This window comes from Streptomyces sp. NPDC016845 (assembly GCF_044332585.1).
Lineage (GTDB): Bacteria > Actinomycetota > Actinomycetes > Streptomycetales > Streptomycetaceae > Streptomyces.
This window is the reverse complement of the sequence record NZ_JBIRPI010000003.1, coordinates 528560-552852: the sequence shown is the minus strand read 5'-3', so window position 1 is coordinate 552852 and position 24293 is coordinate 528560. Positions and strand designations below refer to the sequence as shown.

General features: G+C 69.2%; 22 protein-coding genes. All 22 read right to left on the bottom strand.

Annotation, left to right across the window (positions count from 1 at the left end):
- Positions 1-66 precede the first annotated feature (66 nt).
- Entirely contained in the window at positions 67-1503 is a 1437-nt protein-coding gene (gene atpD / locus ACH4RC_RS12890; protein ID WP_398199007.1) for a F0F1 ATP synthase subunit beta, read from the bottom strand.
- On the bottom strand, positions 1503-2423 hold the full coding sequence (locus tag ACH4RC_RS12885) for a F0F1 ATP synthase subunit gamma (RefSeq protein WP_398199004.1): 921 nt from the start codon (positions 2421-2423) through the stop codon (positions 1503-1505). Before ACH4RC_RS12885 ends, atpD begins: the two co-directional genes overlap by 1 nt.
- A 20-nt stretch (positions 2424-2443) precedes the next feature.
- Complete coding sequence (atpA, locus tag ACH4RC_RS12880; protein ID WP_398199001.1) at positions 2444-4036, bottom strand: F0F1 ATP synthase subunit alpha; 1593 nt, start codon at positions 4034-4036, stop codon at positions 2444-2446.
- Between the two features lie 116 nt (positions 4037-4152).
- Positions 4153-4968 (bottom strand): F0F1 ATP synthase subunit delta, encoded by an 816-nt coding sequence (locus ACH4RC_RS12875; protein WP_398199217.1) that lies wholly within the window; start codon positions 4966-4968, stop codon positions 4153-4155.
- A gap of 2 nt (positions 4969-4970) precedes the next feature.
- Entirely contained in the window at positions 4971-5525 is a 555-nt protein-coding gene (locus tag ACH4RC_RS12870; RefSeq protein ID WP_398198998.1) for a F0F1 ATP synthase subunit B, read from the bottom strand.
- Between the two features lie 43 nt (positions 5526-5568).
- Positions 5569-5793, bottom strand: a complete 225-nt coding sequence (gene atpE / locus ACH4RC_RS12865; RefSeq protein ID WP_018521144.1) for an ATP synthase F0 subunit C — start codon at positions 5791-5793, stop codon at positions 5569-5571.
- A 68-nt stretch (positions 5794-5861) separates the two neighbouring features.
- Positions 5862-6683 carry a F0F1 ATP synthase subunit A gene (atpB, locus tag ACH4RC_RS12860; protein ID WP_398198995.1) on the bottom strand — a complete coding sequence of 274 codons (822 nt, stop codon included), beginning with the start codon at positions 6681-6683 and terminating at the stop codon, positions 5862-5864.
- A gap of 225 nt (positions 6684-6908) precedes the next feature.
- Positions 6909-7346 carry a hypothetical protein gene (locus ACH4RC_RS12855; protein WP_398198992.1) on the bottom strand — a complete coding sequence of 146 codons (438 nt, stop codon included), beginning with the start codon at positions 7344-7346 and terminating at the stop codon, positions 6909-6911.
- Between the two features lie 402 nt (positions 7347-7748).
- Positions 7749-8090 carry a hypothetical protein gene (locus ACH4RC_RS12850; protein ID WP_398198989.1) on the bottom strand — a complete coding sequence of 114 codons (342 nt, stop codon included), beginning with the start codon at positions 8088-8090 and terminating at the stop codon, positions 7749-7751.
- A 151-nt stretch (positions 8091-8241) separates the two neighbouring features.
- On the bottom strand, positions 8242-9579 hold the full coding sequence (locus ACH4RC_RS12845) for an MraY family glycosyltransferase (protein WP_398198987.1): 1338 nt from the start codon (positions 9577-9579) through the stop codon (positions 8242-8244).
- A gap of 158 nt (positions 9580-9737) precedes the next feature.
- Complete coding sequence (gene glyA, locus ACH4RC_RS12840) at positions 9738-10982, bottom strand: serine hydroxymethyltransferase (RefSeq protein WP_398198985.1); 1245 nt, start codon at positions 10980-10982, stop codon at positions 9738-9740.
- Between the two features lie 261 nt (positions 10983-11243).
- On the bottom strand, positions 11244-11927 hold the full coding sequence (locus ACH4RC_RS12835) for a protein-tyrosine-phosphatase (protein WP_398198982.1): 684 nt from the start codon (positions 11925-11927) through the stop codon (positions 11244-11246).
- The gene (locus tag ACH4RC_RS12830) at positions 11924-12571 is read right to left on the bottom strand and encodes an L-threonylcarbamoyladenylate synthase (protein ID WP_398198979.1); all 648 of its coding nucleotides are present in this window, start codon (positions 12569-12571) and stop codon (positions 11924-11926) included. Before ACH4RC_RS12830 ends, ACH4RC_RS12835 begins: the two co-directional genes overlap by 4 nt.
- A 68-nt stretch (positions 12572-12639) precedes the next feature.
- Positions 12640-13485 carry a peptide chain release factor N(5)-glutamine methyltransferase gene (gene prmC, locus ACH4RC_RS12825; protein WP_398198977.1) on the bottom strand — a complete coding sequence of 282 codons (846 nt, stop codon included), beginning with the start codon at positions 13483-13485 and terminating at the stop codon, positions 12640-12642.
- A gap of 42 nt (positions 13486-13527) precedes the next feature.
- Complete coding sequence (prfA, locus tag ACH4RC_RS12820) at positions 13528-14604, bottom strand: peptide chain release factor 1 (RefSeq protein ID WP_398198974.1); 1077 nt, start codon at positions 14602-14604, stop codon at positions 13528-13530.
- A gap of 120 nt (positions 14605-14724) precedes the next feature.
- Complete coding sequence (gene rpmE / locus ACH4RC_RS12815; protein ID WP_081219441.1) at positions 14725-14946, bottom strand: 50S ribosomal protein L31; 222 nt, start codon at positions 14944-14946, stop codon at positions 14725-14727.
- A 188-nt stretch (positions 14947-15134) separates the two neighbouring features.
- Positions 15135-16235 carry an LCP family protein gene (locus tag ACH4RC_RS12810; protein ID WP_398198971.1) on the bottom strand — a complete coding sequence of 367 codons (1101 nt, stop codon included), beginning with the start codon at positions 16233-16235 and terminating at the stop codon, positions 15135-15137.
- Between the two features lie 348 nt (positions 16236-16583).
- Complete coding sequence (gene rho / locus ACH4RC_RS12805) at positions 16584-18686, bottom strand: transcription termination factor Rho (protein ID WP_398198969.1); 2103 nt, start codon at positions 18684-18686, stop codon at positions 16584-16586.
- Between the two features lie 403 nt (positions 18687-19089).
- Positions 19090-20016, bottom strand: coding sequence for a homoserine kinase (gene thrB / locus ACH4RC_RS12800; RefSeq protein ID WP_398198967.1), 927 nt, complete (start codon positions 20014-20016; stop codon positions 19090-19092).
- Positions 20017-20404: 388 nt separating this feature from the next.
- Positions 20405-21463: a threonine synthase gene (thrC, locus tag ACH4RC_RS12795; RefSeq protein ID WP_398199215.1), complete on the bottom strand. Its 1059-nt coding sequence runs from the start codon at positions 21461-21463 to the stop codon at positions 20405-20407.
- Positions 21464-21477: 14 nt separating this feature from the next.
- Positions 21478-22770 carry a homoserine dehydrogenase gene (locus ACH4RC_RS12790; RefSeq protein WP_398198964.1) on the bottom strand — a complete coding sequence of 431 codons (1293 nt, stop codon included), beginning with the start codon at positions 22768-22770 and terminating at the stop codon, positions 21478-21480.
- A 113-nt stretch (positions 22771-22883) separates the two neighbouring features.
- On the bottom strand, positions 22884-24275 hold the full coding sequence (gene lysA, locus ACH4RC_RS12785) for a diaminopimelate decarboxylase (RefSeq protein ID WP_398198961.1): 1392 nt from the start codon (positions 24273-24275) through the stop codon (positions 22884-22886).
- Between the last annotated feature and the right edge of the window lie 18 nt (positions 24276-24293).

Here is a 24293-nt window from a genome sequence, read left to right as displayed (position 1 = left end):
GGGTCAAAGTCTAGTGGGCATTGCGGGAGGGCCGGGAACGGACCCGGCCCTCCTGCGTGCTCGGGGTCAGGAGACGCCGAGGTTCTTGGCGTTGGCCTTGAGGTCCTCGATGCCACCGCAGAGGAAGAACGCCTGCTCCGGGAAGTGGTCGTACTCACCGTCGATGATCGCGTTGAAGGCCGCGATCGACTCCTCCAGCGGGACGTCCGACCCGTCGACGCCGGTGAACTGCTTGGCGACGTGGGTGTTCTGGGACAGGAAGCGCTCCACGCGACGGGCGCGGTGGACAGTGAGCTTGTCCTCCTCGCCCAGCTCGTCGATACCGAGGATCGCGATGATGTCCTGGAGGTCCTTGTACTTCTGCAGCACCGTCTTGACACGCATGGCGGTGTTGTAGTGGTCCGCCGCGATGTACCGCGGGTCCAGGATGCGGGACGTGGAGTCCAGCGGGTCCACGGCCGGGTAGATGCCCTTCTCCGAGATCGGACGGGAGAGCACCGTCGTCGCGTCGAGGTGGGCGAACGTGGTGGCCGGGGCCGGGTCGGTCAGGTCGTCCGCGGGCACGTAGATGGCCTGCATGGACGTGATCGAGTGGCCACGGGTCGACGTGATGCGCTCCTGGAGGAGACCCATCTCGTCGGCCAGGTTCGGCTGGTAACCCACGGCGGACGGCATGCGGCCGAGCAGCGTGGAGACCTCGGAACCGGCCTGCGTGAAGCGGAAGATGTTGTCGATGAAGAACAGCACGTCCTGCTTCTGCACATCGCGGAAGTACTCCGCCATGGTCAGACCCGCGAGGGCCACGCGCAGACGGGTGCCCGGCGGCTCGTCCATCTGACCGAAGACCAGCGCGGTCTTGTCGATGACGCCCGAGTCGGCCATCTCCTCGATGAGGTCGTTGCCCTCACGGGTGCGCTCACCGACACCGGCGAACACGGAGACACCGTCGTGGTTGTTGGCGACGCGGTAGATCATCTCCTGGATGAGCACCGTCTTGCCGACGCCGGCACCACCGAACAGGCCGATCTTTCCACCCTTGACGTACGGGGTGAGAAGGTCGATGACCTTGACGCCGGTCTCGAACATCTCGGTCTTCGACTCGAGCTCGTCGAAGTTCGGCGCCTTGCGGTGGATGCCCCAGCGCTCACCGGTGTACTGCTCGTCGACGTTCAGGACCTCGCCGAGGGTGTTGAACACCTTGCCCTTGGTGAAGTCGCCGACGGGCACCGTGATGGAGGCACCGGTGTCCGTCACCGTGGCCTGGCGGACCAGGCCGTCGGTGGGCTGCATCGAGATGGCGCGGACCAGGCCGTCACCGAGGTGCTGGGCGACCTCGAGCGTCAGGGTCTTCTTCTCGCCGTCCTTGGCCGGGTCGGCCACCTCGACGTGAAGCGCGTTGTAGATGTCCGGCATCGCGTCGACGGGGAACTCCACGTCGACGACCGGGCCGATGACCCGGGCGACGCGGCCCGTGGCCGTCGCGGTCTCAACAGTGGTCGTCATTACTTGTCACTCCCCGCGTTCGCGTCGGCCAGTGCGCTGGCGCCACCGACGATCTCGCTGATTTCCTGGGTGATTTCGGCCTGGCGGGCCGCGTTGGCAAGTCGGGAGAGCGTGTTGATCAGGTCTCCCGCGTTGTCGGTCGCCGACTTCATCGCGCGCCGCGTGGCGGCGTGCTTGGAGGCAGCCGACTGAAGCATCGCGTTGTAGATACGGCTCTCGACGTAGCGCGGCAGGAGGGCGTCGAGGACGTCCTCCGCCGACGGCTCGAAGTCGTACAGCGGGAGGATCTCGTCGCCCTTCGACGCGTTCTCCTGCGCCACCTCCTCGAGGCTGAGCGGCAGCAGGCGGCTGTCGACCGCCGTCTGCGTCATCATCGAGACGAACTCGGTGTAGACGATGTGGAGTTCATCCACGCCGCCCTCGGCCGTGTCCTTCTCGATGGCCTCGATCAGCGGGCCCGCCACCGTCTTGGCGTCCGCGTACGTGGGCTCGTCGGTGAAGCCCGACCACGACTCCGCGACCTTGCGCTCGCGGAAGTTGTAGTGGGCCAGACCGCGGCGGCCGACGATGTACGTGTCGACCTCCTTGCCCTCGGCCCGGAGCCGCTCCGTCAGCTGCTCCGCGGCCTTGATCGCGTTGGAGTTGAAGGCGCCGGCCAGACCGCGGTCGCTCGTGAGGAGCAGGACCGCGGCGCGGCTCGGCGTCTCCGCCTCCGTCGTCAGCGGGTGCTTGGTGTTCGAACCAGTGCCGACCGCCGTGACCGCGCGCGTGAGCTCGGTCGCGTACGGCGTGGAGGCCACCACCTTGCGCTGCGCCTTGACGACGCGCGAGGCGGCGATCATCTCCATCGCCTTGGTGATCTTCTTGGTCGCTGTGACGGATCGGATGCGACGCTTGTAGACCCGGAGCTGGGCTCCCATGAGTCAGGTCCCTTCCGTCGTCACTTGCCGGCGGCGGCCGGAGCGTCCTCGCCGAGAAGCTTCCCGTCCGAGGTCTCGAACTGCTTCTTGAACTCCGCGATCGCGTCGTCGATGGCCTGGATCGTGTCGTCCGACATCTTGGCGCCCTCCTTGATGGAGGTCATGAGGCCCTGCTCCTTGCGGTGCAGGTACTCGTGGAGCTCGCTCTCGAAGCGGCGGATGTCGCCGACCGGGACCTCGTCCATCTTGCCGTTGGTGCCGGCCCAGATGGAGACGACCTGGTCCTCGGTGGCCATCGGCTGGTACTGAGCCTGCTTCAGCAGCTCGACCAGGCGCTGACCGCGCTCCAGCTGGGACTTCGACGCGGCGTCCAGGTCGGAACCGAAGGCGGCGAACGCCTCCAGCTCGCGGTACTGGGCGAGGTCGAGACGGAGACGGCCCGACACCTGGCGCATGGCCTTGTGCTGAGCGGAGCCACCGACGCGGGAGACCGAGATACCGACGTTCAGGGCCGGCCGCTGACCGGCGTTGAACAGGTCCGACTCCAGGAAGCACTGGCCGTCGGTGATGGAGATGACGTTGGTCGGGATGAACGCGGAGACGTCGTTGGCCTTCGTCTCGACGATCGGCAGACCCGTCATCGAACCGGCGCCCAGGTCGTCCGAGAGCTTCGCGCAGCGCTCAAGGAGACGGGAGTGCAGGTAGAAGACGTCACCGGGGTAGGCCTCGCGCCCCGGCGGGCGGCGGAGCAGCAGGGACACGGCGCGGTAGGCGTCGGCCTGCTTCGAGAGGTCGTCGAAGATGATGAGGACGTGCTTGCCCTCGTACATCCACTGCTGGCCGATGGCCGAACCGGTGTACGGCGCCAGGTACTTGAAGCCGGCCGGGTCGGACGCCGGGGCGGCGACGATGGTCGTGTACTCGAGCGCGCCGGCCTCTTCGAGGGCACCGCGCACGGAGGCGATGGTGGAGCCCTTCTGACCGATGGCGACGTAGACGCAGCGGACCTGCTTCTTCGGGTCGCCGGTGCGCCAGTTGTCACGCTGGTTGATGATCGTGTCGACGGCCAGGGCGGTCTTGCCGGTCTGGCGGTCACCGATGACCAGCTGACGCTGGCCACGGCCGATCGGGGTCATCGCGTCGACGGCCTTGTAGCCGGTCTCCATCGGCTCGTGCACCGACTTGCGCTGCATGACCGTGGGGGCCTGCAGCTCGAGGGCGCGGCGGCCGGACGTCTCGATGTCGCCGAGGCCGTCGATCGGGTTGCCGAGCGGGTCGACGACGCGACCCAGGTAGCCCTCGCCGACGGCGACGGAGAGCACCTCGCCGGTGCGGTGCACCGGCTGGCCCTCCTCGATGCCGCTGAACTCGCCGAGGACGACAGCGCCGATCTCGCGCTCCTCGAGGTTGAGGGCGAGACCCAGGGTGCCGTCCTCGAACTTCAGCAGCTCGTTGGCCATGGCCGAGGGGAGACCCTCCACCTTGGCAATGCCGTCGCCGGCCACGGTGACCGTACCGACCTCCTCGCGCGAGGCCGCGTCCGGCTTGTACGCCTGGACAAAGTTCTCCAGCGCGTCCCGGATCTCCTCCGGCCGGATCGTGAGCTCCGCCATCTGGGTTCCCTGCTCTCCTTGTTGGGCCCGAAGTGTTCTTGGGGGGTCTGGGGTCAGCCCCCAGGAATCCTCTGCACGGCCCAACTAGGGCCGTAGGTAGTACGTGGTGAGGAAGGTCAGCCGGCCATACGGCGGCTGGCCTCCTCGATGCGGTCCGCGATGGAGCCGTTGATGACCTCGTCGCCCACCTGCACCTTGATCCCGCCGAGGACCGTGGGGTCCACGTCCAGGTTCAGGTGCATCTGGCGGCCGTAGAGCTTCGCCAGGGACTGGCCCAGGCGCTGCTTCTGCTGGTCGCTCAGCGGGACCGCCGTGGTGACGACGGCCACCATGCGCTCCCGGCGCTCGGCGGCGAGCTTGGAGAGGGACTCGAGTCCCGCTTCCAGGCTACGTCCCCGGGGCACGGTCACAAGACGCTCGACGAGACGCTCGGTGGCGGGCCTGGCCCGGCCGCCGAGCAGCTCCTTGACGAGTGCGCCGCGGGCGGCGACAGACGCGGTGCGGTCGGTGAGCGCGGAGCGGAGCGCGGTGTTGGAGCCGACGATCCGTTCGAACCGGAACAGCTCGTCCTCGACGTCGTCGAGGTCACCGCTCTTCTGCGCCGCGGTCAGGTCCGCGGTGTTCGCCAGCTCCTCGAGGGAGTCGACCAGGTCACGCGAGGACGACCACCGGGAGCGGACCAGGCCGGCCACCAGGTCGACGGCCTCGCCGCTGACCTGACCGCCGAGCAGACGGCCCGCAAGCTCGGCCTTGGCGTCGCCGGCCTGCGACGGGTCGGTGAGGACCCGGCGCAGCGACACCTCGCGGTCGAGCAGCGCGGTGACCGCGGCCAGGTCGCCGGCGAGCACCGAGACGTCGACCGACGTGGAGTCGGTCAGCGCGTCCAGGCGCTCACGCGCGGCGACGAGGGCCTCGCGGCTCGCTCCGTGCACGGTCATCGAGCAGCCTCTGCCTTCGTCGCGGCGTCGTCGAGCCCGTCGAGGAAGCGGTCGATCGTGCGCGACTGCCGGGCGTGGTCCTCGAGGGACTCGCCGACGAGCTTGCCGGCCAGGTCGGTGGCCAGCTGGCCGACGTCCTGGCGCAGCGCCTGAGCGGCGGCCTTGCGGTCGGCCTCGATCTGCGCGTGACCGGCGGCGATGATCTCCTCACGCTGCCGCTGGCCTTCCGCGCGCATCTCGGCGATGAGCGTGGCGCCCTGCTCCTGCGCCTCCTGGCGCAGTCGCGCGGCCTCGTGCCGGGCCTCGGCGAGCTGAGCCTTGTACTGCTCGAGCACGCTCTGGGCTTCGGTCTGAGCGGCCTCGGCCTTCTCGATACCGCCTTCGATGGCCTCGCGGCGCTCTTCCAGAACCTTGTTGATGTTCGGGAGGAGCTTCTTGGCGAGGAAGCCGAAGACGATGACGAAGGCGATCAGGCCGATGACAAGCTCAGGGATCGGCGGGACGAGCGGGTTTTCCGCCTCTTCCGCCGCGAGCTGAACCAGGGGGTTCACATCAGTGCCTTTCGTCTAATCGGGCTGGTCGTCCGGGTTCGTCCTAGTAGACGAACGGCATGACCAGACCGATGAGGGCGAGCGCCTCACAGAAGGCGAAGCCGAGGATCTGGTTGGCGCGGATCAGGCCGGCAGCCTCGGGCTGACGGGCCAGGGCCTGGGTGCCGTTACCGAAGATGATGCCGACGCCGACGCCGGGGCCGATGGCGGCGAGACCATAACCGACGGAGCCGAGGTCACCGGTGACAGCAGCGAGGGTCTGGGACATGCCAGTTCTTCCTTCTCTTTACGGACCGGTGGGGGTTGGCCACCGGACGACAGGGGTGAAGAGCGTGCTCAGTGGTGCTCGGCGAGCGCGCCCTGGAGGTAAGTGGCCGTCAGCAGGACGAAGACGTATGCCTGCACGGCCTGGATGAAGAGCTCGAAGGCGGTCATCACGATGACCATGACGAACGAGACGCCGGCGTAGGCGATCCCGATGCCGTTCAGCATGTACCAGCTGGCGATCGTGAAGAGCAGCAGCAGGGTGTGACCGGCGAACATGTTCGCGAACAGTCGGACGGCGTGCGTGAACGGACGGACCAGCAGGTTCGAGAACAGCTCGATGAACGCGGCGAGGTACGCGACCGGGCCGAGCGTCTTGTCGAAACCAGTGAAGTTCTTGAACGCGCCGACGAAGCCGTGCCGCTTGAACGTCAGGCTGACCCACGTGATGTACACGATTGCGGCCAGCACCGCCGGGTAGGAGATGATCGATGTCACCGGGAACTGGGCGACCGGAACGATCGACCAGAGATTCATCATCCAGACGAAGAAGAACAGCGAGACGATGAGCGGCACATACTTGTCGCCCTCGCGCTTGCCCATCGTCTCGTAGACGACACCGCGCCGGATGAAGTCGTAACCGGCCTCGGCAACCATCTGCAGCTTGCCGGGCACGAGCTTCGGCTTGGCGAAAGCGGCCCAGAAGAAGCCGACGATGATGATCGAGCCGAGCAGCGCCAGCAGCATCGTCTTGTTGAAGTACACGTTGCTGTCCGCGTCGCCCCAGAGGGGCTCGAACAGGAACGAGTGCAGGCCGGGAGCCGGGAAGCCACACCCATCAAAAAGGTGGCAGTCGGTCTCGAAGGCGAGCACCTGCGTCGGGTCAGCACTCACCGCGGGCTCCTTCAGCGTGGCGCATAGGTACGGCAACCTCGTTGTGTCGGCGCGGCGCGCAGCCGCGGTTCGGCACGGGACTGGTGGTTCGGATGTGGGGGCGGCGGTCAGGCATCGAGCCTCGCGCTACAGCAGGCGTCAGCTCAGTTGCCCGCGCCCGCGATGCCGCAGTTGGCACCGGACGATAGCAGGGTCGTGCACCCCCACTTATCCCGCCCCTACGCTTCACGACTTCGGCCCCGTCTTCTCGGGCTTCTCGCCCTTCTGGGAGTCGGGCTCGACGTAAAGGATCTTGGCCTTCATGTGGGCGCGCGTCTGTGCGCCGATCCACGCGAGGGTCGAGACGACGAGGGCGATCGCGAAAGCCCTCGGGTTGAACAGCGTCGTGTCCTTGAAGAGGGCCATGAAGACGACCATCAGCAGCAACTGGGCCGCGTAGAGCATCAGGCCCATCATCTGGAACAGGTGCGGAAGAGATTTGGCGGTGCGCTCGAGGACGAAGAGTCCGAGCCCCATGAAGACGATCGCCACCAGCGTTCCGACGAGCGCGCCGAGGGCCCCCTTGCCGCCCGCGACCACGGCGCTGACCACGATGGTGATCACGCCGACGGCAGCCGTGGGTACGGCGGTTTTCAGAAGGGTCCGTGCGTCGTTGGACGGCATGGCGGCAGCTCCGCTTATTGATGGGGGCAGGGTGTCGTCATGGACGAGCGTAGTCCGGGGCCGAGAGAGAGATTCGGGCCAAGGGACCGTCGCACTGCGGTCTTTCGGCTCTATCCCCGGGTTTCGTGAACGGTATCACAAACTATTTGATGCGGTCTTTACCTAGGACGTGTGCCAACCGTCACACGTGAGAGGGATCCTGCGCGTCTGTGCGCCCGTAACGCTGACTCATCCTGTATTGGACGGTTTTGAGCGCCGAAATCGGACGCCTGCCGTCTGAACGATCATCGACAGTCGCCAACTGAACCCCCGCCCGGCAGCCCCACGTTGACGCCCCCGGGGTCCGTGCGGAACCCGGGGGCGTCAGCCTTGCCGTTCAGTCGACCTTCACGCCGAACGCGCTCAGCAGGTCACGACCTTGTCCCAGTCGGCCCAGGGCTGCGTGGACGAGAGCAGGGCCGTCTTGTCCTTCTTCACGGCCGTGCAGGACGAGTCGTAGCCGTACTTGAAGATGCCCTTGAGCTTCTTCGTGCCGGCGCACTTGTTGGTCACCTTGAAGGTCTTGTAGCCCTCGTCCTGACGGGTCTTCTTGACCTTGACGCAGCTGGGGACGGCACCCTGGGCGCTGACGGCCCCGGCAGTGACGGTCTGCGCCTGGGGAGCGGCCACGGCCGCGGTCCCCATCACCCCCAGCGAACCGCTGAACGCCACGACAGCAACGCCGAGCACAGCAAACTTACGCATGGATCATCCTCTGCTCATGAATGAGTGAGGAGGGCGCCACCCTGGTCAGGAGTGGCGCGTTCCCCCTATGACGTGAACATTCCTAACACAGGAAGATCACGCAGGGCACCCGGTTTTTCTCACAGAGCGACGGCTGGACCCTGGCTCGCCCTCAACTGAAGCTCTTGTCCTTACTGCGGTCCGTGAAGCGCGATCGCGCACTGATCGCCGTCGCCCCGTTGACGCCTGCGGGGACCGGGGCGCGGTCCTGATCGTCGGCTGGCGCGCCAGACGCCTCGGACGACTCGGACGACTCAGGGGCCCCGCTCACGGCCGTACGGCGCCGGTAGCGCGGCGGTACCACCCGCTGGGCCCAGCGCGGCACGCGCGGGGTGAAGCGCGGCAGGAGGAGGAGGATCAGGCCGACGAAGCTCAGGGCGACGATGGTCAGGACGACCCACATTCCGGATGCGGAGTGGACGGAGTAGGCGACCGCGCCGAAGGCGATGAGCGCCGACCAGAAGTACATGATCAGGACCGCGCGGCTGTGGGAGTGGCCGATCTCCAACAGGCGGTGGTGGAGGTGGCCGCGGTCGGCGGCGAACGGCGACTGCCCGTTCCAGGTGCGGCGCACGATCGCGAGGACGAGGTCCGCGAACGGGATCGCGATGATCGTCAGCGGCATGACCAGCGGGATGAAGACCGGGAGCATCGCGTGCGTGGTGTCACGCGTGGAGCCGCCGAGGTTCAGCTTCAGGGCGTCCGGGTCGATCTGGCCCGTCATGGAGATGGCGCCCGCGGCCAGGACGAGGCCGATGAGCATCGAGCCCGAGTCGCCCATGAAGATGCGCGCAGGGTGCATGTTGTGCGGCAGGAAGCCGAGGCACATGCCGATCAGGATCGCCGCGAAGAGCGTGGCGGGGGCGGCGGCCTCGATTCCGTAGCCATACCAGATGCGGTAGGCGTAGAGGAAGAACGCCGTCGCCGCGATGCAGACCATGCCCGCCGCGAGCCCGTCGAGGCCGTCGACGAAGTTCACCGCGTTGATGGTGATCACCACCAGGGCGACCGTCAGGAGCGTGCCCTGCCACTGCGTCAGGCCGACCGTGCCGACGCCCGGGATCGGCAGCCACAAGATCGTCAGGCCCTGCATGACCATGACGCCGGCGGCGATCATCTGGCCGCCGAGCTTGATCAGCGCGTCGATCTCGAACTTGTCGTCCAGGACGCCGATCAGCCAGATCAGCGCGGCGCCGGAGAGCAGGGCCCGCGGCTCGTTGGACGAGTCGAAGACCTTGTCCAGGTTGGTCAGGTGGTCGGCGACCAGAAGACCCGCGCACAGGCCGAAGAACATGGCGATACCGCCGAGCCGCGGCGTGGGCTCCCGGTGCACGTCTCGTGCCCGGATCTCCGGCATCGCGCCGGCCACGATCGCGAACTTCCGCACCGGGCCTGTGAGCAGATAGGTCACCGCGGCCGTGATGCAGAGCGTCAGCAGGTATTCACGCACGGGCTTCCCCACAGGTATCGCTGGCCATCTCAGCCCCACACCCTAGTCTCGCGTGGTTGGTGGTGGGGACTTCCGGGTAGCGAAGATGGTTGCACGAGTGACCGAGCGGTGACGCCACGGTGGCCGGTCACGGACGGTTTCCGTCTCCGGCCCGGCCGTCATCGGCGCGGGTACGGGGGGAAGACCGCCGTCAGTTCACGGATCTCGCGCCGCACCGCGCCCGGGTCGAGGTCGCCGCTCACGACGCCCGCGAGAAGCACCGCGATCCGTGCCGTCTCCGCCTCCCCCATCCCCTGCGTGGTCAGCGCCGCCGTGCCCAGGCGCAGCCCGCGGCCGTCCCCGTGCGGCAGGGCGCAGGTGTCGAGGACCATCCCGGCGGAGGCCAGTCGGCCGCGGGCCGTCTGGCCCAGTACGCCCAGCGGTGCCGCGTCCAGCGTCACGAGGTGGGTGTCCGTGCCCCCGGTGGTCACGGTGAAGCCCTGCGCCGCCAGCGCCCCGGCCAGCGCCTTCGCGTTGGCGACGACCTGATGCGCGTACGCGGTGAAGGCCGGCGTCGCCGCCTCGCCGAACGCGACGGCCTTCGCGGCGATCGTGTGCATCTGCGCGCCGCTCTGCGTGAACGGGAAGACGGCCCGGTCCACCCGGTCCGCGAGGTCGGCGCGGCACAGCAGCATGCCGCCGCGCGGGCCCCGCAGCACCTTGTGCGTGGTCGCGCAGACGATGTCGGCGTACGGGACCGGGTTCGGGGCCGCTCCCCCGGCGACGAGCCCGATGGGGTGCGCGGCGTCGGCGACGAGGCTCGCGCCCACGTCGTCGGCGATGGCGCGGAAGGCCGCGTAGTCGATGTGCCGTGGATAGGAGATCGAGCCGCACACGATGGCCTTGGGGCGGTGGGCGCGGGCCGTGTGGTGGACCCGGTCGTAGTCGATGAGGCCGCTCTCGGGGTCGACCCCGTACGGCACGAAGTCGAACCAGCGGCCCGAGAAGTTGGCCGGTGAGCCGTGTGTGAGGTGGCCGCCGGACGGGAGGCCCATGGCGAGGACGGTGTCGCCCGGGCGCAGCAGGACCGCGTACGCGGCGAGGACGGCGGAGGAGCCGGAATGTGCCTGCACGTTGGCGTGCTCGGCGCCGAACAGAGCCTTCGCGCGTTCGATCGCGAGGCGTTCGGCGACGTCGACGAGTTCGCAGCCGCCGTGGTGGCGGGCGCCGGGGTAGCCCTCCGCGTACTTGTTGGCCAGGGGGGAGCCCAGCGCTTCGAGGACCGCGGGGGAGACGAAGTTCTCGGCGGCGATCAGCTGGAGGGAGTCTGCCTGGCGGGTCGCTTCGGCCGCGATCACTTCGGCTAGTTCGGGGTCCTGACGCGTTAGCTCCGCCAGGGGTGCGGGATCAGTTGTGACCGGCATCGTCGGCTCCGGGCCTGCGTATGGGAGGGGTGCTTCCCAATGTAGGTCCGGAGGGCTCGGGGCGCCTGGGCGCACCGTCACGGGGCTCCGCCCCGGACCCCGCTCCTCAATCGCCGGAGGGGCTGGATTTGGGGGCTCGGGGCGCCTGGGCTCAGTCCCACGGGGCTCCGCCCCGGACCCCGCTCCTCAATCGCCGGAGGGGCTGGATTGGGCCGGAGGGGCTTGATTGGGCCGACGGGGCTTGATTAAGCCGGGCAGGGGCTAGCGGTGAGCCGTGCTCGGTTTGCCTGTCAGCGCCGCCACCACCGGGTCAAGCGCCTCGCTGATCTCCCCGCCCACCGACCGGAAGAACGGCAGTGGCGCGCCGTACGGGTCGTACACCTCGTCCGCCTCGACGCTGGGGGCGAGGAGCCAGCCGCGCAGGGCCGCCGCCGCGCGGACCAGGGAGCGGGCGCGTTCGACGACGCCGCCCGCCTTGGTGTCGAGCGGGTCGGGGAGGGTGGCCGGGTCTATGGCCCGGACGAGGCGGGTGAACTCCTTCAGCGTGAAGGTGCGCAGGCCCGCGCTGTGGCCCATGGAGATGACCTGGGCGCGGTGGTCACGGGTCGCCGTGAGGACGAGGTCGGCTCTTATGACGTGGTCGTCGAGGAGTTCGCGGCCGACGAAGCCGGAGGCGTCCGCGCCGAAGTCGGCCAGGACCTGTTCGGCGTTGGCCTCCATCGGGGCGCCTTCGTGGCCCCAGGTGCCGGCGCTCTCCACGATGAGGCCGCCGGCCAGCGGGTCGCCGAGGCGGTCCGCGAGGGCGTGCCGGGTCAGCCGCTCGGTGATCGGGGAGCGGCACACGTTGCCGGTGCTGACGTGGAGGATGCGGAAGGAGTCGCCGGGAAGCGCGAGCGGCGCTCCGTAGTCGGTGCCTATGCCACGCCCCGTCTCAGGGGCTGTCAATTCGCCACCTCGAGGTCGGGTACGACCTTGCGCAGCTCGTCGGCGGTGAGCGCGCCGGCCCGCAGCAGCACCGGGACCTTGCCGGTGACGTCGACGATCGAGGAGGGGACGATGCCCGGGGTGGGGCCGCCGTCGAGGTAGACGGAGACGGAGTCGCCGAGCATCTCCTGGGCGGCGTCGCAGTCCTCGGGGGCGCGGTGCCCTGTCAGGTTGGCGGAGGACACCGCCATCGGGCCGACCTCCGTGAGGAGCTCGATGGCCACCGGGTGCAGCGGCATACGGACGGCTACGGTGCCGCGCGTCTCGCCCAGGTCCCACTGGAGGGACGGCTGGTGCTTGGCGACGATCGTCAGGGCGCCCGGCCAGAACGCGTCGACCAGCTCCCAGGCCATCTCGGAGAAGTCCGTGACGAGGCCGTGCAGCGTGTTCGGGGAGCCGATCAGGACGGGGCTCGGCATGTTGCGGCCGCGGCCCTTGGCCTCCAGGAGGTCGCCGACCGCCTCGGCGGTGAACGCGTCGGCCCCGATCCCGTAGACGGTGTCGGTGGGCAGCACGACGAGCTCGCCGCGGCGGACGGCGGACGCGGCTTCGCGCAGACCGGTCGCGCGGTCGGTCGCGTCATTGGTGTCGTAACGCCGTGCCATTTAGCGGGCCTCCTGCTCGAATGCCTGTACTGCGGGTCTTGCCGCCCGTACGGAAGGGTGGTCGGTGGTCACGGCATCGCCTTGCGGGCGGTCGCGAACCTCGGCCGGTTGTTCAGGTCGGGGTGGTCGGCGGCGTCCGCCCAGCCCCGCTCCTCGGTGAAGATCCACGGCACCAGGCCGCCCTGGGTGTCGGCGTGCTCGATGACGACGACGCCGCCGGGGCGCAGGAGCCGGTGGGCGGTGCGTTCGATGCCCCGGATCAGGTCGAGGCCGTCCTCGCCGGAGAACAGCGCCATGTCCGGGTCGTAGTCGCGGGCCTCGGGAGCCACGTACTCCCACTCGGTGAGCGGGATGTACGGCGGGTTGGAGACGACGAGGTCGACCTGGCCGTCGAGGTCGGGGAAGGCCGTCAGAGCGTCTCCCTGGCGGAGGTCGACCCTGGACCCCTCGACGTTCTTGCGCGTCCACCGCAGGGCGTCCTCGGACAGCTCCACGGCGTGCACGCGCGAGCGCGGGACCTCCTGGGCGAGCGCGAGCGCGATGGCGCCGGAGCCGGTGCACAGGTCGACGATGAGCGGTTCGACGACGTCCATCGCCCGTACGGCGTCTATGGCCCACCCGACGACCGACTCGGTCTCGGGGCGCGGCACGAAGACGCCGGGTCCGACCTGGAGCTCCAGGTAGCGGAAGTAGGCGCGGCCGGTGATGTGCTGGAGCGGCTCGCGCGCCTCGCGACGCGCGGTCGCCTCCCAGTAGCGGGCGTCGAAGTCGGCATCCTTGACGGTGTGCAGCTCGCCCCGCTTCACGCCGTGCACGAAGGCGGCGAGCTCCTCCGCGTCGTTGCGCGGCGAGGGCACGCCGGCGTCGGCCAGCCGCCGGGTGGCCTGGGCCACTTCCGCGAGCAGCAGGTTCACGCTGGTCCTCCGAGCTGTACGGGGAGCTGTACGGGGTTCGAGTTACGCGGCGGCGAGCTTCGCGGCGGAGTCCGCGTCGACGCACGCCTGGATCACGGCGTCGAGGTCACCGTCGAGCACCTGGTCCAGGTTGTACGCCTTGAAGCCGACGCGGTGGTCCGAGATGCGGTTCTCCGGATAGTTGTACGTCCGGATCTTCTCGGAGCGGTCGACGGTGCGGACCTGGCTGCGGCGGGCGTCCGCGGCCTCCTTCTCCGCTTCCTCCTGCGCGGCCGCGAGCAGCCTGGAGCGCAGGATACGCATGGCCTGCTCCTTGTTCTGCAGCTGGCTCTTCTCGTTCTGGCAGGAGGCGACGACTCCGGTGGGGAGGTGCGTGATGCGCACGGCGGAGTCGGTGGTGTTGACGGACTGGCCGCCGGGCCCGGAGGAGCGGTAGACGTCGATACGGAGATCGTTCATGTTGATCTCGACGTCGACCTCCTCGGCCTCGGGCGTGACCAGGACACCGGCCGCGGAGGTGTGGATGCGGCCCTGGGACTCGGTCGCCGGGACGCGCTGCACGCGGTGCACGCCGCCCTCGTACTTCAGGCGGGCCCAGACGCCCTGGCCGGGCTCGGTCGCGCCGTTGCCGCCCTTGGTCTTCACGGCGACCTGGACGTCCTTGTAGCCGCCCAGCTCGGACTCGGTGGCGTCGATGATCTCGGTCTTCCAGCCGACGCGCTCGGCGTAGCGCAGGTACATGCGCAGCAGGTCACCTGCGAACAGGGCGGACTCGTCACCGCCGGCGCCGGCCTTGACCTCGAGGATGACGTCCTTGTCGTCGGACGGGTCGCGGGGCACCAGGAGAAGCCGCAGCTTCTCGGTGATCTCCTCGCGCTGCTTCTCCAGCTCCTTGACCTCGGCCGCGAAGTCCGGGTCGTCGGCGCTCAGCTCGCGCGCGGTCTCGATGTCGTCGCCGGTCTGCTTCCAGGAGCGGTACGTCGCGACGATCGGGGTGAGCTCTGCGTAGCGCTTGTTCAGCTTGCGCGCGTTGGCCTGGTCGGCGTGGACCGACGGGTCCGCGAGCTTCTTCTCCAGATCGGCGTGCTCGCCGATGAGGTCCTCGACGGCCTCGAACATCTCCGGCTCCTGCGTGTACGGGGTGGCTGTGTCGTTGGGGACACAAGGGGGGCTGCACCGCAAAGCGCCGGTCCCGGTGCCCCTGCGAACAGGGCACCGGAGACCGGCGCTGAAGCCTCGCTACTTGTTGGCAGCGGCAGCCTTGCCGAAGCGGGCCTCGAAGCGGGCCACACGGCCACCGGTGTCGAGGATCTTCTGCTTGCCCGTGTAGAACGGGTGGCACTCGGAGCAGACCTCGGCACGGATGGTGCCGGAGTCGATGGTGCTGCGAGTGGTGAACGACGCGCCACAGGTGCAGCTGACCTGGGTCTCGACGTACTCGGGGTGAATGTCGCGCTTCAAGGGTGTCTCCTAGGTTCGGGAGGGCGCCGGGTCGCTGACGCGGATTGCGGGAGCGTGAACCGGAGCCGACGTACCAGTCTGCCAGGACTGTTCGTATCTCCCAAAACGGGGGTGGGCCCGAATCTATTCCGGCTGCTCCTCAGCGACTCCTCGGCGGCTCGTCGGCGGCTCGTCGGCGGCTCGTCGGGTCAGGAGACGACGCCGTCCGCCGCGCCCTTGGCCGTGCCCTCGACCGCCGCCTTCGGGACCGCCCTGTCGGCCTCCAGGGCCTTCCATACCTGGTCGGCCTTGGTCTGGTCGACCAGGACGCGGTTGGCGTCGGCGGTGTCGTACTGGACCGGCAGCGTCACCATGTTCATGTCGTCGGAGCCGATGCCCTTGAGGCCGCCCGCGAACGAGGTGAGGTCCTTCACGGAGGCCAGGTCCGAGTCGGTGGTCACGGACTTCGTGGCGGTGTTCGCGAGGTCGTAGAGCTTCTTGGGGTTGCCGAAGACGCCCAGGTGCCCCAGCTGGTCCATCAGCGCCTTCATGAACGCCTGCTGGAGCTGGATGCGGCCCAGGTCGCTGCCGTCGCCGACCCCGTGCCGGGTCCGGACGAGGCCGAGCGCCTGCTCGCCGGTGAGCTGGTGGGTGCCCGCGTCGAGTTCGAGGTGGCTGTCGGGGTCGTCGATCGCCTTGCTCGTGGTGACCTTCACGCCGCCGAGGTCGTCGATCAGCTGCTCGAAGCCGCTGAAGTCGACCTCGACGTAGTGGTCCATGCGGATTCCGCTGATCGACTCGACGGTCTTGACGGCGCAGGCCGCGCCGCCGGTCGAGTAGGCGGAGTTGAACATGGCGTTGCTCTGCGCCGGGTGCTCGGTGCCGTCCTTGTCGGTGCAGGACGGCCGCTCTATGAGGGTGTCGCGGGGTATGGAGACGATGCTCGCCTTCTTGTGCCCCTTGTAGACATGGACGACCATCGCGGTGTCCGAGCGCGCGCTGCCGTCGTCGGTGCCGCCGCCGGCCTTCTGGTTCTTGCCCGCCCGGCTGTCGGAGCCGAGGACCAGGATGTCCTCGGAGCCGTTGTCGACGTTCTCGGGCCGGTCGGTGCCGAGCGCCTGGTTGATGTCGACGCTCTTGATGTTGCCGTTGAGGTGGAGGTACAGGTAGCCGAAGCCGGTGCCGCCGAGGACGACGACACCCGCGGCGCTCCACGCCACGACGCGCAGCGCCCTGGATCGGCCGGAGCGCGGTTTGCGGCGGCGGCCCTTGGCGCGACGGCGCCCGGGCTTGCTGTCACTGTCCGGCATGTGCTCCTCGCTCGCTTCGTCTGCTTCTCGCCCGCTTCACTCTTCACTCTTCACTCGGTGTGACGGCGGACCGCCATGAAGGGTTGCACAGCGTTCTGTGCCCGCAGCGGGTCGCGAGAGCCACGCAGAGTGACAACGGCTGCCTGTACCACCGCTCTCACCAGCACATTCATCGTCGTACGGCGCATGCTTCACGAGGGCCACGCATCCTTATGCCTGTGGTGAAGGTCTCCGGCGCGCGGGAGAACGCACGGGTCGCAGGCGGAAAAAGGGCTGGGCCCCGTCGCGTTCTGCGACGGGGCCCAGCCCTTGCGGTTCTGCGGTTCCGCGGTTCCGCGGTGAAGAACGTCAGTCGTTGCCGTTGCCAGGCGCCGGCGTCGTCTTCTGGATCTGGAGCAGGAACTCCGCGTTCGACTTCGTCTGCTTCATCTTGTCGAGGAGCAGCTCGATCGCCTGCTGCTGGTCGAGCGCGTGCAGCACACGGCGCAGCTTCCAGGTGATCGCGAGCTCGTCGCTGCCGAGCAGGATCTCTTCCTTACGGGTACCGGACGCGTCGACGTCCACCGCGGGGAAGATGCGCTTGTCGGCGAGCTTGCGGTCGAGCTTGAGCTCGGCGTTGCCGGTGCCCTTGAACTCCTCGAAGATCACCTCGTCCATGCGCGAGCCGGTGTCCACGAGCGCGGTGGCGAGGATGGTCAGCGAGCCGCCGTCCTCGATGTTGCGCGCGGCACCGAAGAAGCGCTTCGGCGGGTACAGGGCGGTCGAGTCGACACCACCGGACAGGATGCGGCCGGAGGCCGGGGCGGCGAGGTTGTACGCGCGGCCCAGACGGGTGATCGAGTCGAGCAGCACGACGACGTCGTGGCCCAGCTCCACCAGACGCTTGGCGCGCTCGATGGCGAGCTCGGCGACCGTGGTGTGGTCCTCGGCGGGGCGGTCGAAGGTCGAGGAGATGACCTCGCCCTTGACCGACCGCTGCATGTCGGTGACCTCTTCCGGACGCTCGTCGACCAGGACGACCATCAGGTGGCACTCGGGGTTGTTGTGCGTGATCGCGTTGGCGATCGCCTGCATGATCATGGTCTTGCCGGTCTTCGGCGGGGCCACGATCAGACCGCGCTGGCCCTTACCGATGGGCGCGACGAGGTCGATGATGCGGGTCGTGAGCACCCCCGGGTCGGTCTCCAGACGGAGCCGGTCCTGCGGGTACAGCGGGGTGAGCTTGTTGAACTCGGGGCGCCCGCGGCCGGACTCGGCCGCCATGCCGTTCGCCGAGTCCAGGCGCACCAGCGCGTTGAACTTCTCGCGGCGCTCGCCGTCCTTGGGCTGACGCACGGCACCGGTGACGTGGTCACCCTTGCGCAGGCCGTTCTTGCGGACCTGGGCGAGGGAGACGTAGACGTCGTTGGGGCCGGGGAGGTAGCCCGACGTACGGATGAAGGCGTAGTTGTCGAGGATGTCGAGGATGCCCGCGACGGGGATCAGGACGTCGTCGTCGGAGACCTGCGGCTCGTTGCCGAAGCCCTGCTCGTCGCGGCCGCGGCGCCCACGGCGGTCGCGGTAGCGGCCACGGCGGCCGCGACGGCCGCCGCCGTCGTCGTCGTAGCCGTCGTCCTGCGGGCCGTTGTTGCGGTCGCGGTCCTGGCGGCCGCCGCCCTGCTGCTGGCGGTCCTTGTTGCCCTGGCCGCCCTGGCCGCCCTGGTCGTCGCCCTTGCCGCGGCGGTCGCGGTCGCGGCCACCCCGGTCGCCGCGGTCGCCCCGGTCATTGCGGTCGCCACGGTCACGGCGGTCGCGCCGGTCACGACGGTTGTCGTTGCCGCCGTCCTGGCCGCCGTCGTTCCGGTTGTCGGCGCCGTCCTGCTTGTCGGCCTTGTCGGCCTTGTCGGTGCGCTGCTCGGTCTTCGTCGTGGCCTCTGCCGTGACGGTCTCCGGGCTGCCCGCGTCGGCGGTGGCGCGGCGACGGCGGCGCTCACCGGCCGGCTGCTCGTCCCCGGCGCCCTGGCCCGGGATGTCGATCTGCTGCTGGCCGGCGGCCTTCTTCGCCTTGGCCGCGCTGTCGGGGGCCTCGGCCTTCTCCGCCTTGGCGTCCGCCTTGGCCTGCACGGCGTCGGCCGCGGGCTCCTCGCCGGTACGGGCCTTCGAGGTGGCCCGGCGCTTCGGCTTGGTCTCGGCGGTGTCGGCGCTCTTCGCGGGGGCACCGCCTCCCGCCTGCGCCTCCTTGATGACCTCGATCAGCTGGCTCTTGCGCATCCGCGCGGTGCCCCTGATGCCGAGGCCCGATGCGACCTGCTGCAACTCGGCCAGCACCATGCCGTCGAGGCCGGTACCGCGGCGCCGCCGGGAGCCCGAAGCACCGGTGGCAGGCGCAGCGGATCCATCCCCTGCGGATGCGGCGGGCGCGGCAGCGGAGCTGTCGGCAGTCACGCCCATCAGATCGGTGGTGTCGCTCACGAAGGGTCCTTCCCTGGAGCGGACGTCGGCCTTCTGGCTCGGCGACCGGTCGTGCTGTCCGGCGGTGGTCCTGCAGTTACGGACCGTGCCGGGGCGGTTGTCCGCCGATGAGGCGGAAGAATTCATTGGTGACGGCGATTCGCGATTTCCGCGGGTGCACTTGATTTCTGTGTCACGCGGTTCGGTCACACCGGTTCCGGAGCATGCTCGCCGTCGTTCAGCACCGCGTCCTGGCATAGAAAAACGCTGTGCGGAATTGCTGGGGAGGCTCCCGGAAGAATGGCTGTCCCGGACGGGGACACACAGCACCGCGCCATGGTGAGGTCGGGTGCAGACTTGAGGTTAACACTACCGGATCCAACAAACATTCCCCCTCTCGAAATCCGGCAACCGTACGTATTGATCAGTCGGGTGAGGAACCGAGCGGCAGTACGCTCGCCCCGCCCGCGTCGAGAGCCAGGCGATTGGCCGCCCACCCCTCTCCGGCGAGCCGGGCGACCTTGTCGGCCGCACCGTCCTCCACCAGGGCGATGACCGTCGGTCCCGCCCCGGAAATCATCGCGGGAACACCGTCGGCCCGCAGCCGCTCGACGAGCGCGGCGCTCTCGGGCATGGCCGGAGCCCGGTATTCCTGGTGCAGCCGGTCCTCGGTGGCCGGGAGCAGCAGCTCGGGGCGGCGGGTCAGCGCCTCTACGAGGAGGGCGGCCCGGCCCGCGTTGGCCGCCGCGTCCACATGGGGGACGGTGCGCGGAAGGAGGCCGCGCGCCATCTCGGTCAGGACCGGCTTGCCGGGCACGAAGACGACCGGCACGACCGAGGGCGCGGCGTCGAGGCGGATCGCGCGGCCCGCCCCCGACTCCGTCCAGGCGATGGTGAAGCCGCCGAGCAGGCAGGGCGCCACATTGTCGGGGTGGCCCTCGATCTCGGTGGCGAGTTCGAGCAGCGCCGCGTCGTCGAGACGGGCGTCGCCGCCTATCGTCACGGCGCGCGCGGCGACGACCGCGGCGACGATGGCGGCGGAGGAGGAGCCGAGGCCGCGGCCGTGCGGGATGCGGTTCGCACAGACGATCTCGAGGCCGCGCGGCTGCCCGCCGAGCAGGTCGAAGGCGGTGCGCAGGGACCGTACGAGAAGGTGCGACTCGTCGCGCGGCAGGGTCTCGGAACCCTCGCCCGCGATGTCGATGTTCAGCCCGGAGTCGGCGACCCTGACGACGACGTCGTCATAGAGCCCCAGCGCCAGGCCGAGGCTGTCGAAGCCGGGGCCGAGGTTGGCGCTGGTTGCGGGGGTGCGCACCCTGACGGCGGCGGCGCGGAACGCGGGACCGGCCATCGCTCGATGACTCTCCTTGAGCTGCGGGATGTTTCGAGAACTTCCGAGACTTCCGATGTCTTGTGCTGCGTAACGGCTCCACCCGGGCCGCTGACGACGGAACCGCGGCGGAACTTCGTCGGGGAACGACGGAACGGCGGCGGCACCGCGGCATATGCGGCGGGCGGGTTCGGTACAGCCTATCGAAGGAAGGTTCAGTGGCGACATAGGGCGCACGGGAGGCGCACGATCCGTGTCGTGAGCCCCCCTGTGCACCCCCTGTACGGACCGAGTACGCACCCGTGCGAATCCTGTAGGAAAACGCCCAGTTGACGGCGTATCAGCGTCGGTGCGCGGCGTGTCGGCGGCACCGTGGCGGCGGCGCGTCGGTCTATGGCGGCCGGACGGCTCAGGCGAGGCCGAGCCGCGACGCCGCCGCGACCGCGTCGACCGGCACGGTGACCGGCTGCGGCGCGCCGGAGACGGCCCAGTCGGGGTCCTTCAGGCCGTTGCCGGTGACCGTGCAGACGATCTTCTGCCCCGGGTCGACCTTGCCCTGCTCGGCGGCCTTCAGCAGACCGGCGACGGACGCGGCGGACGCCGGCTCGACGAAGACACCCTCCTGGGACGCCAACAGCTTGTAGGCGCGCAGGATCTCACGGTCCGTCACCTCGTCGATGAAGCCGCCGGACTCGTCGCGCGCGGCGAGCGCGTAGTTCCAGGAGGCCGGGTTCCCGATGCGAATCGCAGTAGCGATCGTCGAGGGGTCCTTCACGATCTCGCCGCGCACGATGGGCGCGGAACCGGAAGCCTGGAACCCCCACATGCGCGGGGTACGCGTCGACACCGAGTCGGCGGCGTACTCCTTGTAGCCCTTCCAGTAGGCGGTGATGTTGCCCGCGTTGCCGACCGGGAGGACGTGGATGTCGGGCGCGTCGCCGAGCGCGTCGACGATCTCGAACGAGGCGGTCTTCTGCCCCTCGATACGGAACGGGTTGACGGAGTTGACCAGCGCGACCGGGTAGTTCTCCGAGAGGCTCCGCGCCAGGTTCAGGCAGTCGTCGAAGTTGCCGTCGACCTGGAGGATCTTCGACCCGTAGACGAGCGCCTGGCCCATCTTGCCGAGCGCGATCTTGCCCTGGGGCACGAGCACGGCGCAGACCATGCCGGCGCGCACGGCGTAGGCCGCGGCAGAGGCGGAGGTGTTGCCGGTGGAAGCGCAGATGACGGCCTGCGCGCCCTCCTCCTTGGCCTTCGTGATGGCCATGGTCATGCCGCGGTCCTTGAAGGAACCGGTCGGGTTGGCGCCCTCCACCTTCAGGTGGACCTCACACCCCGTGCGCTCGGAGAGGACCTGCGCCGGCACGAGCGGCGTGCCGCCCTCGCGCAGCGACACGACCGGCGTGGTGCCGGTCACCGGGAGCCGGTCCCGGTACTCCTCGATGATGCCGCGCCACTGGTGGGTCATTCCGGTCATCGCTGCTACTCCCCTTCAACACGCATGATGCTGGCGACACCGCGCACGGTGTCGAGCTGACGCAGCGCGTCCACGGTCCCGGTGAGGGCCGCGTCCGCCGCGCGGTGGGTGACGACGACGAGAGAGGCCTCGCCGTCCTTCCCCGACTGCCGCACGGTGTCGATGGAGACCCCGTGCTCGGCGAAGACCGTCGCCACCTGCGCGAGAACACCGGGCTTGTCGGCCACGTCGAGGCTGATGTGGTACCGCGTCACGGAGTCGCCCATGGGTGAGACGGGCAGTTGCGTGTACGCGGAGTCGCCGGGTCCCGTCGCGCCGTTGAGGCGGTTGCGGCAGACGGCGACAAGGTCGCCGAGAACGGCGGACGCGGTCGGCGAGCCGCCGGCACCGGGTCCGTAGAACATCAGTTGCCCGGCGGCCTCGGCCTCGACGAACACGGCGTTGTAGGCGCCGCGAACGGAGGCGAGAGGGTGGTCGAGCGGAATCATCGCGGGATGCACGCGAGCGGTGACGGAACCCCCGTCGGCAGCCCGCTCACAGATGGCGAGCAACTTGATGGTGCACCCCATCTCCTTCGCGGAAGCGAAGTCGGCGGCGGTGACCTCGGTCATGCCCTCGCGGTAGACATCGTCGAGACGCACGCGCGTATGGAAAGCGATACCGGCGAGGATGGCAGCCTTGGCGGCGGCGTCGAACCCTTCGACATCGGCGGTCGGGTCGGCTTCCGCGTACCCGAGGGCGGTGGCCTCGTCGAGGGCCTCCTGGTACCCGGCGCCGGTGGTGTCCATGGCGTCGAGGATGAAGTTGGTCGTCCCGTTCACGATGCCGAGTACGCGGTTGACCTTGTCACCCGCGAGCGACTCGCGCAGCGGTCGGATCAGCGGAATGGCTCCGGCGACCGCGGCTTCGTAATACAGGTCGCGCCCGTGCTCGACGGCGGCCGCGTGCAGGGCCGCGCCGTCCTGGGCGAGCAGCGCCTTGTTGGCCGAGACGACGGAGGCGCCGTGCTCGAAGGCGGTGGTGATGAGGGTGCGCGCGGGCTCGATCCCTCCGATGACTTCGACGACGACGTCGATGTCGCCCCGTTTGACGAGGGCGGTGGCATCGGTGGTGACGAGCGCCGGGTCGATCCCCTCGCGCACCTTGGAGGGGCGCCGCACGGCGACCCCCGCGAGTTCGACCGGGGCACCGATCCGGGCGGCGAGGTCGGCGGCGTGCGTCGTCATGATGCGCGCCACCTCTGAGCCGACTACCCCACAGCCCAGCAGCGCCACCTTCAGCGGACGCGTACGCATCATCCGACCTCGTTTCCCTACGACATTCGTGTACGGCATTTTCGTACGGTGGATCCAGTCTCACCCACCGGACCGGGGTTTCTGCCCCCGGTCCGCATGGCGAGACGCTTATTTCATCATCCGACGTCGAGACGCAGGAGATCTTCCTCCGTCTCACGGCGGACGATCACCCGGGCCCCGCCGTCGCGCACGGCGACGACCGGCGGGCGAAGCGCGTGGTTGTAGTTGCTGGCCATGGAGCGGCAGTACGCGCCGGTGGCCGGAACGGCGATGAGATCGCCGGGCGCGATGTCGGCCGGCAGGAACGCGTCCTTCACGACGATGTCACCGCTCTCACAGTGCTTGCCGACGACGCGGACCAGCATCGGCTCGGCGTCGGAGCGCCGGGAGACGAGCGCGACGGTGTACTCGGCGTCGTACAGAGCGGTCCTGATGTTGTCGGACATACCGCCGTCGACGGACACATACGTCCGCAGCCCTTCGAGCGGCTTGACGGTGCCGACGGTGTAGAGGGTGAAGGCGGTGGGCCCGACGATGGCGCGCCCGGGCTCGACGGAGATACGGGGGGTGCGCAGGGAGGCGGCCTCGCACTCGCGCGTGACGATCTCACCGAGCGCCTTGGCGATCTCCTGCGGCTCGCGGGGGTCGTCATCGCTGGTGTAAGCGATACCGAGCCCACCGCCGAGGTCGATCTCGGGAAGCTCGACGCCATGCTCGTCACGCACTTCGGCGAGCAGTCCGACGACCCGGCGGGCGGCGACCTCGAACCCGGCCATGTCGAAGATCTGCGATCCGATGTGCGAGTGGATGCCGATGAGCTCGAGCCCGTCGAGCTTGAGAGCGCGCCGCACGGCCTCGGCGGCCTGCCCTCCGGCGAGCGCGATCCCGAACTTCTGGTCCTCATGCGCGGTGGCGATGAACTCATGGGTGTGCGCCTCGACGCCGACGGTCACGCGGATCTGCACGCGCTGCCGCCTGCCGAGGCCGTCGGCGATGTGCGCGACGCGGGCGATCTCCTGGAAGGAGTCGAGAACGATCCGCCCGACCCCGGCCTCGACGGCGCGGTGGATCTCTTCCTCGGTCTTGTTGTTGCCGTGGAAGGCGATGCGCTCGGGGGGCATCCCGGCGGAGAGGGCGGTGGCGAGTTCCCCTCCGGAACAGACATCGAGATTGAGCCCTTCTTCGTGCAGCCACCGGACGACGGCACGGGAGAGGAACGCCTTCCCCGCATAGAAGACGTCGGCATCGGGCCCGAAGGCGTCACGCCAGGCGGCACACCGGGCACGGAAGTCGTCCTCGTCGAGGAAGTAGGCCGGAGTACCGAACTCCTCGGCGAGCCGCGCCACTTCGATGCCGCCGACGCGGACGCCACCCTCCGGCGTACGGGCGACGGTCTGCGCCCAGACCTTGGGGTCGAGGACGTTGAGGTCGGCGGGCGGGGCGGTGTAGTGCCCCTCGGGCAGGACGTCGGCGTGGCGGGGTCCTGCGGGATGTGCGGAACGGCTCATGACTGCGGGGCGCTCTCT